The sequence below is a fragment of the Myroides fluvii genome (genome assembly GCF_009792295.1).
Classification (GTDB): domain Bacteria; phylum Bacteroidota; class Bacteroidia; order Flavobacteriales; family Flavobacteriaceae; genus Flavobacterium; species Flavobacterium fluvii_A.
This window is the reverse complement of the sequence record NZ_CP039934.1, coordinates 2,006,189-2,023,111: the sequence shown is the minus strand read 5'-3', so window position 1 is coordinate 2,023,111 and position 16,923 is coordinate 2,006,189. Positions and strand designations below refer to the sequence as shown.

The following is a 16,923-nucleotide window of genomic DNA, read 5'->3' as shown; positions in this document are numbered from 1 at the left end:
CAATTAATTAAACATTTTCTGCAATTGTAAAGAGGATCGTCAAAACGACTCCGATTACAACCAAATACACCCCAATATCAAAGAACAGGGCAGTTCCTACCGCTCCAATGACAGCTACAGATTCGGCAAACCAGACACCTGTCATCACGGGTAAACCAATAAAAACAGGCACTAATGCACTGAATATAGACAACGAAAGACCAATTCCGATTAAACGCATAGGCGAAAACTGAAATAAGGCTAAGGTTTGTTTCGTACTATAGGCAAATGAGTGTAAAACAAAGGCAATTGAAGCTATCAATCCTCCAACAAAACCTCCTCCTGAAAGATAATGTCCTCTCAACAAGACAAACAAGGAGAACAGAATCAATAAAGGCAATAAATAATTTGTTGCCGTGCGCAAGATTGTCGTATCTAAAACGTGGTGTTTATTCTGATATTTCTTCATCCTTCGTTCTATATTTTAAAAGACCATATACTCCTAATGCCGCGATTGAAAGTACTATAGTCTCAATTAATGTATCAAAACCTCTAAAATCTACGAGAATGACATTGACTACGTTTTTTCCTTTTGCTAAAACATAGGCATTTTCTGCATAATAACGGCTAATTTCTTTGTCTGCTGGTGATACCAATGCTTGTAGCGTTATGAGTGAAATCAATCCTCCAAAAGCAATAGAAACCACTGCATCTCTGAATTGAATTTTTCGATTACTCAATTTTAAGAAACCAGGTAATTTAAACAAAACCAAGACAAATAAAACGACCGTTAGCGTATCAATAGCAAATTGCGTCATCGCTAAATCTGGGGCACCGTAGAATACAAAAATCAAACAAATGCAATACCCTACCACTCCTGTTGCGGCGATAGCCGACAATCGAGAAGGTGTATTAATAGCAAAGAAAATAGCGATAACTGTAATTAAGAAGACTACTAATTCATAAATTCTAAATTCAGACAGTCCTTCTGTGTTGACACGCAAAGGAACATCTGCGAATAATTTATACCCTACCAAGCCGATAAAGAAAACAATGATGACCATCAAGTAAATACGCAAATACCCACTTTGAAACAAACGCGTATAAGCGTAAGCAAACGTTCTAAATTTCTCCACGACAAAACCAAAAATATGCTGAGGAGACAGGCTGTCAAAGCGTGCAACGATGCGGAGTGAATTTTGATATCCTTTAAAAGCGAAGTACAAGGCAATCCCCAAGACAATTGTTCCACCACTCAGCGCTACGATTTCATTGAATCCATGCCACAAAGCCAATTCCATCTCAATCGTTTTGCCGCCTATTGCCCTTGCCACCGAAGCGATAATACCTTGATTTACCAATTGAGGTAATGCGCCAAAGACAAGACTTAACACGGATAAAACCACAGGGGGTAACCACATTTGAAGAGAAGGTTTAGGCACATCTTGACACCTTTCTTTTACCTTTCCAAAAAAAGGTTTAATTCCTACAAGAAAACCAGCAGCACTTAGAAAAACATTGGTCAGCACTGCTACCCCAGTAAAGACTAGTGCCCATTGATTAATGGGATAGGTATAGGTTGCATCGTAAATAATCTCTTTTCCTATAAATCCAAAAGTCAACGGAATCCCTGCACTAGATAAAGCAGCGATCAGAGCAGCACCAGCCAAAGCGGGCATTGTTTTGCGCAAACCACCTAATTGCGTTATATCACGGGTATGTGTTTGATGATCTACAGTACCTGTGACCAAAAAGAGCGTTGCTTTGTATAAGGCGTGAACTAGAATAAAAATACTAGCGGCGTAAATGGCCTTTTCCGACCCTACTCCAAGTAAAAAGACAATCATACCCAAGGCCGAAATTGTCGTATAAGCTAATATTCCTTTCATATCCTTTCGAAACACGGAGTGTATGGCTCCAAATAACATAGTTACCCCCCCTATTACCTGCAAAGTGGTATTCCAATACACATGATCACCCAAAACGGGCGTAAAACGCGCTAAAAGGTAAATTCCTGCTTTCACCATTGTAGCTGAATGCAGATAAGCAGAAACGGGTGTAGGCGCTTTCATTGCACCTGGCAACCAAAAATGAAAGGGAAACTGGGCTGATTTGGTAAAAGCTCCCATGAATAAAAAGAACAACAATATCCCATAGGAAGCATGTTCCTTTAAGAAGTCCGATTGGGTCAATAATTCATGAATGGAATAACTACCTGCTATACTCCCCACCACAGCGGCGAAAGAGAGCAAAAAGAATCCTCCCAGTCCCGTAATTCCAAGTGCCCATAGTGCACTTTTACGCGAATCCTCATCTTCGTTATTAAACCCGATAAGAAAGAAGGAAGTAATACTGGTTAATTCCCAGAATACAAAAAGGGAAATTAGGTTATCTGACAAAACGACGCCTAACATAGCGCCCATGAAGAGTCCGAGATAGGCAAAAAATCGCTGAATATAAATATGTCCTTTGAGATAGTAGGAAGCATACCAATACACGAGTGCTCCGATTCCTGTGATTAGCAAGGAGAATAAGAGGGACAATCCATCTAATTTAAAGTCAAAGGCGATACCTAAAGAAGGCACCCATTCATTTCTAAAAAGCAAGACTTCCTTTCCTGATCTTATTTTTGGCAAATAAGACAGAAAATAAATGAAAAGACTTAATGGTATTAAAGTTAATAATCCTGTAAACTTAGAACGTCCTAACCCCTTCAAAAAAAGCGTACTAAAAGCTAGTACAAAAGTGAGTAAAATAATAAATAGCATAAATGAGCTTTATTTCTCTTTTTTCAAATATTTCTATTGAGGGTAAATATATAAAAAAATCAAAAAAAAACGAATAAAAGCCAAATAACACGCTTTTTTTTAACAAAAAAATAACCATTTTTAGTTTAAAATGGATATAAAAAAAGCGAGATTTTAAAATCTCGCTTACAGGCTAGTTATTTAACATTTGCCATAATTTATCTTTTAGTTCTTGAAGACCTTGCTGCGCAACTGCAGATATAAACATATAAGGCATTCCTTCTAATGCTGCATCTAGCTCTGCTTTCATTTCGGCTTGAAGTTCTTGATCTAACATATCCGATTTGGTAATGATTAAAAGACGATCCTTATCTAGCATTTCCGGATTGTATCGTCTCAATTCATCCAAGAGAATTTCGTATTCTTTTTTGATGTCTTCCGCATCAGCAGGCACCATAAAGAGAAGGGTTGAATTGCGTTCAATATGACGCAAGAAATAATGTCCTAAACCTTTTCCTTCTGCTGCACCTTCGATAATTCCGGGGATATCAGCAATCACAAAAGATTTAAAATCACGGTAAGCAACAATTCCCAAATTTGGTTTTAAGGTTGTAAAAGGATAATCAGCAATCTTTGGTTTTGCAGAGGTCAACACAGATAAAAGTGTTGATTTTCCCGCATTGGGAAATCCTACCAAACCTACATCAGCTAATACTTTTAGCTCCAAAATAATATCCAATTCTTGACCAGGCATTCCTGGTTGCGCATAACGAGGTGTTTGATTGGTTGACGTTCTAAAGTTCCAGTTTCCCAATCCCCCTTTTCCTCCTTTTCCAAGGATTCTCTTTTCGTTATGTGCTGTAATTTCAAAAAGGACTTCTCCTGTTTCTTTATCCTTTACAACTGTTCCCAGAGGTACTTCAATAACTCGATCTTCCCCATCAGAACCCGTACTTCTAGAACTACCACCATCACCACCATGCCCTGCTTTGATATGGCGTTGGAATTTCAAGTGATACAACGTCCATAACCCTTCGTTACCGACAATATAGACATGACCTCCACGTCCACCATCACCACCATCAGGACCTCCTTTTTCAATAAATTTTTCTCGGTGTAAATGCGTAGAACCTCTTCCACCTTTTCCTGAGGCTACATATATTTTCACGTAGTCTACAAAATTCCCTTCAGTCATCTTTTATTATATTACCTTCTCTTTGTACTTGTCTTTTTTATCCAAAAGATCGATTAGATCAAACGGTCTATTACACCGCTTAATCTCGCTGTAATTTCTTCAACAGTTCCAATTCCATCTACTGAATTATAACAGTTTTTTCCTGTATAGTAATCGATTAATGGCGCTGTTTTTTCATTGTATTCTTCATAGCGACTTCTGATGATTTTCTCATCTTGATCATCTGCTCTTCCACTTGTTTTTCCTCTTTCTAGGATACGTTGTACTAACACATCGTCATTAGCTTCTAAGCCAACCGTTCCTACAAAACGGATATTTTTTTCCTTTAATAAAGCTTCTAATGCTTCTGCTTGTTGAATTGTACGGGGAAATCCATCGAATAAAAACCCGGCTTTATCCATGTTTTTTTCTACCTCATCAGCAAGCATATCAATTGTAATAGAATCTGGAACCAATTCTGCTTTATCCATAAAGACCTTGGCCTGTTTCCCTAATTCAGTTCCATTTTTTAGATTATAACGAAACACATCTCCGGTAGAAATATGAGTTAAATTATACTTTCCTTTAAGAAATTCTGCCTGTGTGCCTTTTCCTGCACCAGGTTTTCCAAATAAAACTATTGCAATCATGCTACTTTACTTTATTATGCTGTTACTGTTTTTATTACTCTTTAATTTGATATATTTCTGGAATATTCCTTCCATGTTTATCATAATCCATCCCATAGCCGACGATGAATTTATTTTCAATTTCAAAAGCGACATAATCTAATTTAATGTCTTTGGTATATGCTTCAGGTTTTAAACACAAGGTGCAAATTCTAACTTCTTTTGGACGTTGTTGCTCAAAAAGATCCTTTAAAGCTACTAATGTATTTCCCGTATCGACAATATCTTCGATGATAATCACGCGTCGATCCGTCACATCAATATCCAATCCTAGCAATTGATTCACTTGATTAGATGATTGTGTTCCTATGTACGAAGCCATCTTAACAAAGCTCATCTCGCATTCCCCTTTATATTGTTTAACCAAGTCAGAAACAACCATAAAAGATCCATTCAAAACACCAATAAAGATTGGCGTTTCTCCGTTCATATCCCGCAAAATTTCACTTGCTATTTCTCCTAATCTTTCTTGAATCCGTTTTTCCGAAATAAAAGGAACAAAAGTCTTATCCAAAACTTGAATTTCCATAAACAATTGAATTGATAATTTGCAAATATACAAAAAAGATATACCACATTTATAATCCTTAACAGATGAATTCCAAACAAATTCACCCTTGATTTTTGTGTTTTTGTATTTTTATGGGGTTTGTACTAGGGGTATTGAAGAGGCTCCATTCGAGATAAATTATCCAGAAGTGATCAGTAAGAAGATGCGCTGCATTCCCTTCGGTACTTTTTTTCCATAAAAAAACGTAGCGCTTTCTGCAAACGCTACGTCTAAAACAAACTAATTCAATCTAACTCTAAAACCAAAGCTAATAAGTCTTATTGTTAAGATTATTTTTTATATACCAGATCAAGAGTATATAGTATCTTTTACTACGTTGTACCATGTAATATTGTTTTCAAATATAAGTTAATTTTTTAACTAAACAAGAATTATTTTAAGTTTTTTTTCACATTAGTAAAACTAAACTATTGGTATTATCCCTACATTAAAATCATAAAAACATCGAAACCAATTAACAACAGTTAAAACCAATACATTCTCCTACCATACAGTACAAGCCCACTGAGTCAAGCTTCGCTTATAGATTCTTCGAGGAACTTCACTTTTTTTGTTGCTATTTTATGTACACCATTTGATTTAGTATATCTTTGCACAAACACAATTACAACAACACAATGAATTATTATTCAACTGATTTTCGCTTGGGAATATTAGGAGGTGGACAACTAGGCAAAATGCTTTTGTATGACACGCGCAAGTTTGATATTGCAACTCTTATTTTAGATCCAAGTAAAGAAGCTCCTGCACAATTTGGTGCGCATCAATTTTTTCAAGGTGACTTAATGGATTATGAAACTGTTTACCGCTTTGGAAAGAAAGTAGATGTTTTAACTATCGAAATTGAAGGAGTGAACCTAGAAGCTTTAGAGCAATTACAAAAAGAGGGAGTTAAAGTGTACCCTGCTCCAGAAACGTTGCGTTTAATTCAGAATAAAGGCAATCAAAAAGATTTTTATACATCACATCAAATTCCTACCGCACCTTATGTTCGTTTTTCTACCAAATCTGATTTAATTGCAGCGGTAAATGAACAAACCGTAACGGTTCCTTTTGTATGGAAATCCGCCCAATTTGGCTATGATGGAAATGGAGTAAAAGTTGTTCGTTCAGCAGCAGATCTTCCTGCATTACCTGAAGTGGAGTGTATAGCCGAAATGATGATTCCCTTTAAAAATGAGCTAGCCGTTATCGTTGCTCGTTCCGCATCCGGAGAAATTAAAACATTTCCTGTTGTAGAAATGGAGTTTCACCCCGAAGCAAATCAAGTAGAATACGTGATTTGTCCAGCTCGTATTGAAGAAGCTGTTGCAGATAAAGCTAGAGCAATTGCATTGGCTGTTTCAGAAAAATTTAACCACGTAGGTCTCTTAGCCGTGGAGATGTTCCAAACGCAAGAGGACGAGATATTAGTAAATGAAGTGGCTCCTCGTCCACACAATTCAGGACATTACTCGATTGAAGCGAGTTACACCTCTCAATTTGAGCAACACATTCGCGCAATTTTAGATTTGCCTTTGGGAAATACAGATAGTAAAGTAGCAGGGGTGATGGTTAATCTAGTTGGTGCAGAAGGCCACACAGGGCAAGTATACTACGAAGGAATGAATGAAATTTTAGCTATTCCAGGTGTAACCCCACATATTTACGGAAAAAGAGAAACAAGACCTTTCCGAAAAATGGGGCATGTAACTATTGTTAATAGTGATATGGATAAAGCGAGAGCCATCGCTCAACAAGTAAAAGAAACGATTAAAGTAATCAGTCAATAAATATGAAAGTAGCAGTAGTAATGGGCAGTATTTCAGATATGCCTGTCATGCAAGATGCCATTGATATCATCAAAGAGTTTGGCGTGGAAGTAGAAGTAGATATTGTTTCAGCACATCGCACACCTGAAAAATTAGTTGATTTTTCTTCTCATGCACACCAGAGAGGAATTCAAGTTATCATAGCAGGAGCTGGTGGTGCAGCACATTTACCGGGGATGGTTGCTTCAATGTCTCCTCTTCCTGTAATTGGCGTACCAGTTAAATCAAGTAATTCAATTGATGGATGGGATAGTGTTCTTTCAATTTTACAAATGCCTGGTGGAGTACCTGTTGCTACGGTGGCTTTAAATGGCGGAAAAAATGCAGGCCTATTAGCCCTGCAAATTTTGGGTAGTCAAAATGAAGAAATTCGCAACAAGATGATTGCCTATAAAAACGGTTTAAGAGATGCTGTACTCAAAGCGGCAGAAAGCCTAAAAAAATAAATCATTCGCTAACACGTATAGCGCACGAATAAGTAAACCAGTAGTTGATCAACTACTGGTTTTTTTTATTTCTTTTCTTCTTCTTCTAGATTCTTGTTTGATGCGTGCGAAATAGTCGATCCCAAAGTGTAGTATAGAAACCAAAGTTTTTTTGTGGTTCGATATGGTGCATATTGTGAAAACTAGCCGTACCGATCCACCCCCTCCATCCCTTGAGAAAAAGCTTCCCTACTCGATTAAAATGACCGATAGTTCCCCATAGTACATTAATAACAAAATACAACCCTACACTGAAATAATGAAAGGGATAAAACCACAATATAGCCATTAACATTAATCCGAAACCAATAGCTTCGAACGGACTAAGCACAAAGAGACTCAAGGCGTTTACACCTACGTGTTCATGGTGTTTTCCATGAACAACCTGATACAACAACCTATGATGTGCCATTTTATGAAAAACATACATCCAAAAATCAACTACCAAAATCAACAGAACAAGTTGTAGTAAGACTGTTCCAACGTGTAGTGCATCGAAATCAATCTCTAAATATCCCGCTCTCCACAAAAAAGCACCTAAAACAAATACCATCACATTGCAAATTAAAGTAGAGCATACAGCTACAATATCAGATGGGACAATGGGTTGATATGCATTAACCTCAATCCTATTTTTCGAAAAAGCATGCCATAAAAAATAGAATAGTATAGACCCTATAATTAAGGACGTATTTAACAGCAATGCAAATCCAATAATGGTAAGATAATCTTGAGTTAATATGGTTTCAATTGGATTCATTGTTTTTTAAAAAAATGTAAGTAATCAAGGTACACAATAAAGTATAAGCTACAAAATATTTATCTCTTTTTCAACGGTTACCTGCTGTGAATTTTGAGTTTTAGTCTCGCTTCGATTCCGATACCCCTATTCTTTTTTGTTAAAGATTTAATAAAGTATCAATAACTCTACAGATACGTACAACTCCTATGTTTGTCTCAACAAAAATAAACAAAAATGAAACTAAACAACACAATGACTGTTTTGACAGCGAGCTTACTACTATCTCTTGCTGTCACATCGTGTAACAATGATGACAACAAAGTTACGGACAAAGATCCTATTAAAGAGGAACCAAAACCAGATCCTAAAAATCCTATTACCTTAAAAAACCATTCTAAAACCCCTGCATTTGTATATGCAATGCCTGGTTTCAATAACCTAGAGATTTTTTCGCTTATTTCTAGTGAAGATCAATTAGAAGGTTCCCCTTCGTTTGTTTTTGGAGGACAACCTGACGGTGCTGGTTTTATGAAAGACCCTAATGGGGATGGGTTTTTAATGATTACCAATCACGAAATCATGCAATCGGTTTCACGTGTGTATTTAGATAAGACATTCAAACCTGTAAAAGGAGAATATATTGTTGATGGTATTGGTGGAATTACACGTTTGTGTTCTGCTACCTTAGCCAAACCGGAATTGCATGGATTTGGTCCTATTTTCCTAACTGCAGGAGAATCTGGTGAAGAAAGTATGGTGCACGCTATCGATCCATTGGGATCTACAGATTTAAAATCATCGACGGATCGCGTTTTACCTGCTTTAGGAAAAGCGAGTATGGAAAATGCAGTTCCTCTACCGATAGACGTATCTAAAGGCAAAACCTATATCGTGATTGGAGAAGATCAAGGCTACGGTTCAAACCATCAAAGTGCAGGACAATTACTGATGTATGTAGGAGATCAGGGAGATTTACACAACGGAAAATTATATGCCTTGAAAAGAAAATCAGGAGGATATACGGAAATGGACCTGAATAAAGGCAACGAATATGAGGTGGAATTTGTTGAGATACCCAATGCTAAAAACTTAACGGGAGCACAAATCAATCAAAAAAATATGGAATTGGGTGTAATTCGCTTTTCTCGTGTAGAGGATATCGATTACCGCAAAGGAGCCAATAAAGGAAATGAATTGTATTTCACTGCAACTGGGCAAGCTAGCGGTGGTAACCCTGTAGAAGGCTTTACGATGTGGGGTCGTGTGTATAAGTTAGTCCTAGACAAAAACAATATGCTTACAGGTAAACTTTCTGTTGCTGCTGAGGGTGATAGTAATCCAGGAAACAACCTCATAAATCCAGATAATCTATGCGTAACTGAAAACTACGTTTATATTCAAGAAGACGGAGATTCTTACTATGCAGATGCAAAACACGATTCATATATCTGGCAATACAAAATGTCAGACGGAACATACAAACCGTGGTTGAACATGAAGCACAACAGACAGGATGCTCAATGGCAAGCCAATTATAACCAATCAGGAAATTTACAAAAATTTGGTTCTTGGGAATTTGGAGCAATGGAAGACATTTCTGACTTAATAGGTATCCCAAATACATTTGCTGTTAATATTCACTCGCATACTTGGCAAAAAGATGAGTTTATGAACGCGGATAAAGCAGGCGTAAACAAAAACAAAGAAGGCGGACAAGTTGTAATCATTCGCAACGTCGAAAAATAGAACCCTCATATACTACACTTTACACACTATTTTCAGTGTGTAAAGTGTCTTTTTATACTATGCAACAGATCAAATCAACTCTCCTTTTGCTCTTACTCGCAATTGGCATTATCAGCTGTCAAAAGAAAGACACTTACCAATCACTGACTTACAACACCTATTTGGTTGAACAAGTGGATACACTTAGCACCAACATAGATCAACTTATTCACGCTATAGAAAACAACCAAGACAGCACGCAGATTAGACAACAGTTTATTGCCAGCCGACTTGCTTACAAAAAAATAGAATGGGCCGTATCTTACTTTTTACCTCATACTGCTGCAGCTATGAATGGTCCTGCTTTAGATCAATTGGATTTAGACGAAAACAAATTCATCCCTGCTGAGGGCTTTCAAGTGGTTGAAGAACTAATCTATCCTAGTTATGATACAACCGCTCAAGCAGAACTTTTACTGCAAGCGAGAAAACTCAAAAACTTATCCAACAAAATTCACAAAAACTTTGAAGTTATTACCTTTGCGCCTGCTTCTGTATTGGAAGCACTCAAATTAGAAGTATTTCAAATCACCACTTTAGGTATTACGGGTTTTGACACTCCTGCTAGCAAGTTACAGTTTATTGAAGCCTCTGCGAGTTTAACGGGAGTAAATCAAGCCATCGCAGTCTCTAAAGCATGGACCCATACGCAATCATATTCGACAATACAGCAGTTACTAACAGAAGCCATTGGGATATGCGAGGTCAATCCAGCCAAAAACACCTTTGATTACCTCAATTTCATCTTGACGTATTTGGACCCATTGGCGCAGGAAATTGTTGCTTTACAGCGCGAATTAGCTATTCCTTTTTTACAAAATAATCAGGTCATAGCAGGTGAGACAGGTTCATTATTTGATCCCAACACCATTAATCTCAATGCTTTTTTACCGGATAGTTCCTATTATGCGACCCCAAATAAAATTGCTTTAGGAAAAGAATTATTCTTTGACTCCCAATTATCAAAAGACAATACGAGAAGTTGTGCCTCTTGTCATCATCCTGATAAAGCTTTTAGCGAAAACAGAAAAACATCGCTGGATCTGGCAGGAAACCCGTTACAGCGCAATGCACTCTCTTTAAACTATGCGGGATATTATCACGGTCAATTTTGGGATATGCGCAGTGTGACATTAGAAAGTCAGACAACAGATGTAATTACGAATAAAGACGAAATGCACGGCAATTTAAAAGAGATTGTCTTAGTTTTAAATCAAAGTGTTACGTACAAAAAACAATTTGCCCAAGCGTATCAAACCGAAGAGCCCATCGCAGTATGGCAAGTAGAAAATGCATTGGCTTCATACATTCGTTCCCTTTCGACCTTCAACTCACGATTTGATGAGTATATGAGAGGAAATAAGGCAACTATGACCCCGCAAGAACAACAAGGATTCAACCTATTTGTAGGAAAAGCGCAATGCGCCACTTGTCACTTTTTACCCGTATTTAACGGAACGGTCTCCCCTTATTTCAGGAGTTCAGAACAAGAAATCCTCGGTGTTCCAAAAGACAAAGCTGGCACACATTTAGATGACGATTTAGGTCGATATGTATTCAATACTGATTTGGCCCAACTCAAACACGCTTTTAAAACTCCAACTGTGAGAAACATAAACGAAAGTGGTCCGTATATGCACAATGGAGTATATGAAACACTAGAAGAAGTCATGGACTTCTATAACAAAGGAGGTGGTATTGGTCTGGGATTAGACGTAGAAAACCAAACCTTACCTGATACACCTCTCGACTTGACAGCGCAGGAAATTCAGTCGATCATAGCTTTTATGAAAGCCCTAAGTGATCAACCATAAAAAAAGTCCTTGGTAAAAAACCAAGGACTTTTTTATTTTTCTTTCTTCGTTGTAATATATTGACTAACTGTTTTTATTTCTTGTTCTTTTTTCTTTGGATAGATTAACAATATATCTTCTTTATCTACAACGATATAATCATTTAATCCGTCAATAACTACACATTTACCTTTGTCTGTACGCACAATATTGTTGGTTGCATTATTGAAATACACATTTGCATTCACCACCGCATTATCCGCCATGTCTTTGGGTAGTTTTTCATATAATGACCCCCAAGTACCTAAATCGTTCCAATCAAAGGTTGCAGGTAAAACGTAAACGTTATTCGCTTTTTCCATAACGGCATAATCGATGGAAATATTCTCTGCTTTGGCATAATTCTCCTCAATAAATGCTTTTTCTCGATTTGTATTAAACAACGTATAACCAGCGTCAAAAAGTGCTGTCATTTCAGGTTGAAAATTAGAAAATGCTTCTAAAATTGCACCTACACTCCATACAAAAATACCAGAATTCCACAAGAAATGTCTACTTTGAATAAACTTTCTTGCTGTTACATAATCTGGTTTTTCTCTGAACTGCACTACTTTTTTAATCGGTCTAGAATCCAATTTATTGAATTCGATGTATCCATATCCAGTATTAGGAAAAGTAGGAAGAATGCCCAAGGTCATCAACACTTGATCGCGTTCACAAACATCAAAAGTACGTTGTAAATTAGATACAAACTGAAGTTCATCTTCTATCCAGTGATCACTAGGTGCAACGACCATTACTGCATCAGGATTTAACTTCTTAATCTTCATTGCGGCATACAAAATACACGGTGCGGTATTTCGCATGGCGGGTTCTAAAATGATATTATCGGGCTCTACTGAAGGCAATTGTTCTTGAACGATTGTTTTGTAATTCTCATGGGTTAAAATCAAGATATTTTCCTTGGGTATTAACTGAGATAATCGCATGAAGGTTTTTTGAATCAGTGTTTCACCTGATCCCAACATATCGTGGAACTGTTTTGGGAATTCTGGAGTGCTAACTGGCCAAAAACGCGAACCAACTCCTCCTGCCATTACAACAGCATAATAATTCGAATTCATACTATTCTTCTTCTTGTTTTACAACATAATGTGTCATCATTTCAACTTCGGCATTTGCCTTAAAGACAAATAATCGCCCTGTTGCTACTTCCAAACACTCAAATCTTTTTACACGCAATGGGCCGCGTTTAAAAACCTTGCCATTATAGGTCTTAAAATGACTTCCTAAAGGTATTTCATAAACAAAACAGCAATTGCTATTCTTATCCACTAAGTCATACATTTTCATCGCAATAGACAGACGTTCGTCTGTGTCACTACTTGCCGACGGGTTTCTAAAGTGATTGGCCAAAAGCGGCAACAATCGATCAGGAAAAACTTCGGGTCTCAAAAATGGCAACATAAGTAAGCGAAACATCTGCTTCCACTCTACTCCATGTGGTTTGATATGGCGTCCATATTTTTGAAAAGCAACTAAATGAGCAATTTCGTGAATCAACGTCATCAGAAAGCGATAAGGATTTAAATTAGAATTGATGGTAATTAGGTGTTTGCCATCCAATCCTCTCGAATAATCCCCATGGCGTGTCACCCTTTCATTTACTATTTTTAAATGAATATGGTACTGCTTGATTAATTCAAAAGCTGCTTCTAGCGCCGATTCAGGTAAATAAGGCTTGAGTATCGTAATCAATTTAATCTTTTTTAAGGGGTCGTACTAGATGCTTGTAATACTTTACCATTAAAATATTTATTTCCTGTAAGTGCAAAATCACTTATATATTCTCCTATTTCTTCCGGTAATAAAGGTGCTTGATACCCCGGAAAGGCTTCTTCTAACATTTCTGTTTGAACAGCTCCTAAAGCAATTACATTAAATGCAATTCCCTTCTCTTTATATTCTTCAGCTAAGAGCTCGCTTAAGATAATTACAGCTCCTTTACTTGAACTATATGCTGCCAAACCGCCAAACTTCATCGTCCCTTGTACTCCACCCATGCTGCTAATCGTAACCACATGACTATTCACTACGAAATGAGGAATACACAATTGCACTAAACGAGCTAAACCAAATACATTTACTTGGTATACCCATTCAAATTCTGCAGCGGTAATTTCTTCAAAAGGTTTGTTAACTAAGGCTCCAGCATTATTAATTAAAATATCAATATGCCCCCATTCCTTTGCTACATATTCACTTACTTTTTGAAGGTCAGCTTCTACTGTAAGGTCAATTTCCAAACAAGTTACATTTTCAAATGCTGCTAACGCAGTAGCTTTTTTACGAGAAACAGCTAATATTTTATGTCCTCTACTTGCTAGTATTTTTACGGTTTCTAAACCAATACCACGGCTTGTTCCCGTAACAATAATATTTTTCATCTTTAGTTTTTCAATCTAATTTCACCAGAAGGTAAGTTAATCAATTTTTCTACGACAGGAACAAATTTTTTCGTTAGTTCTGTCATAAACGTCACATCCATCAAATGCGCCTCGTCTTTTACGTGATGATAGTATTTGAAGTTCTCAAAATCAGAAGAACTGAAGGTTTGACTCGGTATTTTATAGGTTAAATAAAAGGGGTAATTGTCCGATCGCATAAATAATTGCATTTTTTCTGCATCTTCAAATCGTCCAGCCAAATTTTCACCTGCTATTTCATTAATTTTCACTGCCAAATTACTTTGGTCATATCCAGTAATAAAAGTAGTGTATTCCCTTTGCATCGGAACGCCTAACATTTCAAAATTCAACATTAGTACCACGTTAGCCTCTTCTTCCTTTAAGCGATTTGCTAAATGTTGTGAACCGAGAATACCTAATTCTTCAGCCGTAAAGAAACAAACTAAAACCGTTCGCTTCATTTTCTTTTGTGCTAAATTACGTGCCAATTCCAACAAGATACTTACACCTGATGCATTGTCATTCGCTCCATTGGCTATTGAATCCCCCTTAACTGCTGGTTGGATACCAATATGATCGTAATGCGCTCCTAGGACCACAATTTCCTTATTCAATTTTGGATCTTGTCCTGGGATTACCCCCACGACATTCCAAGTATTTTCCACCGCTGTTAACTCATCTTCATACCCCTTATAATAAGGTTGAATGCCGTACTCTTTCAACTCATTCGCCAAATAAGTCGCCGCCTTTACATTCCCCTCATGACCAGAATCTCTTCCCATCAATTCATCAGAAGCTAAATAATGTAAGGTTGAATTAATTTTCACCGCAGAAGCCTCTATAATAGGCTCATTCGATACTTTAGAGGAAACGCTGCACGATGCAGTTAGAATCGCCAATAAAAAACTGATGTATATTACCTTTAACATGCTTCAAAAATACAAAATACCTAGTTATTTCACCGTGTTTTACTAAAAACTAATAGTAAAAAAAACAAAAAAAGCCTGCAAAATGCAAGCTTTTTCTTTCAATTCTATATTATTTGATTAGGCCAGCATCGTAACTGGATTTTCAATATAACTTTTTAATGTTTGCAGGAATTGTGCTCCTGTTGCACCATCTACTGTTCTATGATCACAAGCCAATGTAACAGTCATGGTATTCCCTACTACAATCTGTCCGTTTTTCACTACTGGTTTTTCAACAATAGCACCTACAGATAAAATTGCAGCATTTGGTTGATTGATAATAGAAGTGAAGGATTGGATTCCGAACATTCCCAAGTTAGAAACCGTAAACGTACTACCCTCCATTTCTGCAGGAGTCAGTTTTTTTGTTTTCGCTTTACCTGCAAGTTCTTTCACTTTTGCGCCAATGTACGTTAACGACATTTGATCTGTAAAAGGCAATACAGGTACTACTAATCCATCCTCTACAGCTACAGCCACACCAACGTTAATGTGATTATTGTAAATCGTAGCATTATCTGTCCATTGTGTATTTACTTGTGGGTGTTTACGCAAAGCCATAGCACATGCTTTAACAACCATATCATTGAACGATACTCTTGTATCTGGTAATTCATTAATCAACTTACGAGAAGTCATGGCATTGTCCATGTCCATTTCGATGGTCAAGTAATAGTGTGGTGCAGTAAATTTAGATTCCGCCAAACGACGTGCAATAGTTTTGCGCATTTGAGAGTTTTTCACTTCTTCGAAGCTTACTTCTCCAGCAGGAATAAATGGCTGTACTGCAGCTACTGTTGCCGTTGCTTGTGCAACTGGAGCAACTGTTTGAGCAGGAGCTTGTGCTGTAGTAGGAGTAAAGTTTTCAACATCGCGTTTGATGATGCGTCCATTTTCTCCACTACCTTTTACTTGCGTCAAGTTAATTCCTTTCTCTTCTGCTATTTTTTTAGCTAAAGGTGAAACAAAAACTCTCCCACCTGTTGCCGTTGCCGTCACTACAGGTGCTACAGTGGATGTTGTTTCTTTTGGTGCTTCCACAACTGTTTCAGTCCCTGTCGCCACAACACCTCCATTTTTAGCTCCTTCTACTAAAGCCGTAACATCTGTTCCCGCAGGACCTAAAATAGCTAATACACTATCAATAGGTGCGGACTGACCTTCTTGTATTCCAACGTATAATAGCGTTCCTGATTCAAAAGCTTCAAATTCCATTGTTGCTTTATCTGTCTCAATCTCTGCTAAAATATCACCTTCTTCAATCTTATCTCCTACTTTTTTAATCCAGCTAGCCACCGTTCCTTCTGTCATTGTATCGCTCAAGCGCGGCATCGTGATTACTTTCACACCTGCTGGAATAGCTGGTGCTGCAGCAGTTGGTTTTTCTTCTGCTTTAGGAGCTTCAACCACTACTGTTTGTTCAGCGACAGCAGCTGTACCACCACTAAGTAAAGCAGAAATATCTTCACCTTCATTTCCAATAATAGCAAGAAGCGAGTCTACTGGAGCAGCTTCCCCTTCTTGTAATCCAATGTATAACAATGTTCCTTCATAGAAAGATTCAAATTCCATTGTTGCTTTGTCTGTTTCAATTTCTGCAAGGATATCTCCTTCTGAAATCTTATCTCCAACTTTCTTTAACCAAGCTGCAACAACACCTTCTGTCATGGTGTCGCTTAAGCGTGGCATTGTAATTACTTCTGCCATATTA

The 16,923-nt window shown here is 37.3% G+C and carries 15 protein-coding genes; 4 read left to right on the top strand and 11 right to left on the bottom strand.

The genetic code is table 11. The features are described 5' to 3' along the window. Window positions 1-7 precede the first annotated feature (7 nt). The 5 genes from FBR08_RS09195 to hpt all read right to left on the bottom strand — a co-directional run bounded on the left by FBR08_RS09195 (window position 8) and on the right by hpt (window position 5,118). Window positions 8-448 carry a Na+/H+ antiporter subunit B gene (locus FBR08_RS09195; protein WP_158962458.1) on the bottom strand — a complete coding sequence of 147 codons (441 nt, stop codon included), beginning with the start codon at window positions 446-448 and terminating at the stop codon, window positions 8-10. Further along, on the bottom strand, window positions 429-2,747 hold the full coding sequence (locus FBR08_RS09190) for a putative monovalent cation/H+ antiporter subunit A (protein WP_158962457.1): 2,319 nt from the start codon (window positions 2,745-2,747) through the stop codon (window positions 429-431). The genes FBR08_RS09195 and FBR08_RS09190 overlap by 20 nt, the downstream gene beginning before the upstream one ends. Window positions 2,748-2,919: 172 nt before the next feature. Continuing rightward, window positions 2,920-3,921: a GTPase ObgE gene (obgE, locus tag FBR08_RS09185; RefSeq protein WP_158962456.1), complete on the bottom strand. Its 1,002-nt coding sequence runs from the start codon at window positions 3,919-3,921 to the stop codon at window positions 2,920-2,922. A 53-nt stretch (window positions 3,922-3,974) separates the two neighbouring features. Then, window positions 3,975-4,550 (bottom strand): adenylate kinase, encoded by a 576-nt coding sequence (locus FBR08_RS09180; protein WP_158962455.1) that lies wholly within the window; start codon window positions 4,548-4,550, stop codon window positions 3,975-3,977. A gap of 34 nt (window positions 4,551-4,584) precedes the next feature. Beyond that, the gene (gene hpt, locus FBR08_RS09175; protein WP_158962454.1) at window positions 4,585-5,118 is read right to left on the bottom strand and encodes a hypoxanthine phosphoribosyltransferase; all 534 of its coding nucleotides are present in this window, start codon (window positions 5,116-5,118) and stop codon (window positions 4,585-4,587) included. Between the two features lie 659 nt (window positions 5,119-5,777). On the opposite strand from hpt, the gene FBR08_RS09170 reads away from it, so the two are divergent. Continuing rightward, window positions 5,778-6,932 (top strand): 5-(carboxyamino)imidazole ribonucleotide synthase, encoded by a 1,155-nt coding sequence (locus FBR08_RS09170; protein WP_158962453.1) that lies wholly within the window; start codon window positions 5,778-5,780, stop codon window positions 6,930-6,932. A gap of 2 nt (window positions 6,933-6,934) precedes the next feature. Next, window positions 6,935-7,417, top strand: coding sequence for a 5-(carboxyamino)imidazole ribonucleotide mutase (gene purE / locus FBR08_RS09165; protein ID WP_158962452.1), 483 nt, complete (start codon window positions 6,935-6,937; stop codon window positions 7,415-7,417). An 85-nt stretch (window positions 7,418-7,502) separates the two neighbouring features. Here the strand turns inward: purE and FBR08_RS09160 are convergent, their stop codons facing one another. Beyond that, the gene (locus tag FBR08_RS09160) at window positions 7,503-8,216 is read right to left on the bottom strand and encodes a sterol desaturase family protein (RefSeq protein WP_158962451.1); all 714 of its coding nucleotides are present in this window, start codon (window positions 8,214-8,216) and stop codon (window positions 7,503-7,505) included. A gap of 216 nt (window positions 8,217-8,432) precedes the next feature. Here FBR08_RS09160 and FBR08_RS09155 point away from each other — a divergent pair, with 216 nt between their 5' ends. Together FBR08_RS09155 and FBR08_RS09150 are read left to right on the top strand one after the other, a co-directional pair. Then, entirely contained in the window at window positions 8,433-9,944 is a 1,512-nt protein-coding gene (locus tag FBR08_RS09155) for a PhoX family protein (RefSeq protein ID WP_158962450.1), read from the top strand. A 59-nt stretch (window positions 9,945-10,003) separates the two neighbouring features. Beyond that, window positions 10,004-11,797, top strand: coding sequence for a cytochrome c peroxidase (locus FBR08_RS09150; protein ID WP_158962449.1), 1,794 nt, complete (start codon window positions 10,004-10,006; stop codon window positions 11,795-11,797). 32 nt (window positions 11,798-11,829) lie between these two features. Here the strand turns inward: FBR08_RS09150 and FBR08_RS09145 are convergent, their stop codons facing one another. From FBR08_RS09145 to FBR08_RS09125, 5 genes are all read right to left on the bottom strand, one after another. Beyond that, entirely contained in the window at window positions 11,830-12,900 is a 1,071-nt protein-coding gene (locus tag FBR08_RS09145; protein ID WP_158962448.1) for a mannose-1-phosphate guanylyltransferase, read from the bottom strand. A 1-nt stretch (window position 12,901) separates the two neighbouring features. Next, window positions 12,902-13,534: a SprT-like domain-containing protein gene (locus FBR08_RS09140; protein WP_158962447.1), complete on the bottom strand. Its 633-nt coding sequence runs from the start codon at window positions 13,532-13,534 to the stop codon at window positions 12,902-12,904. 11 nt (window positions 13,535-13,545) lie between these two features. Next, window positions 13,546-14,223, bottom strand: coding sequence for an SDR family NAD(P)-dependent oxidoreductase (locus FBR08_RS09135; protein WP_158962446.1), 678 nt, complete (start codon window positions 14,221-14,223; stop codon window positions 13,546-13,548). A 2-nt stretch (window positions 14,224-14,225) separates the two neighbouring features. Beyond that, entirely contained in the window at window positions 14,226-15,173 is a 948-nt protein-coding gene (locus tag FBR08_RS09130; protein ID WP_158962445.1) for a M28 family metallopeptidase, read from the bottom strand. 117 nt (window positions 15,174-15,290) lie between these two features. Next, the gene (locus FBR08_RS09125; RefSeq protein WP_158962444.1) at window positions 15,291-16,919 is read right to left on the bottom strand and encodes a dihydrolipoamide acetyltransferase family protein; all 1,629 of its coding nucleotides are present in this window, start codon (window positions 16,917-16,919) and stop codon (window positions 15,291-15,293) included. Window positions 16,920-16,923 lie beyond the last annotated feature (4 nt).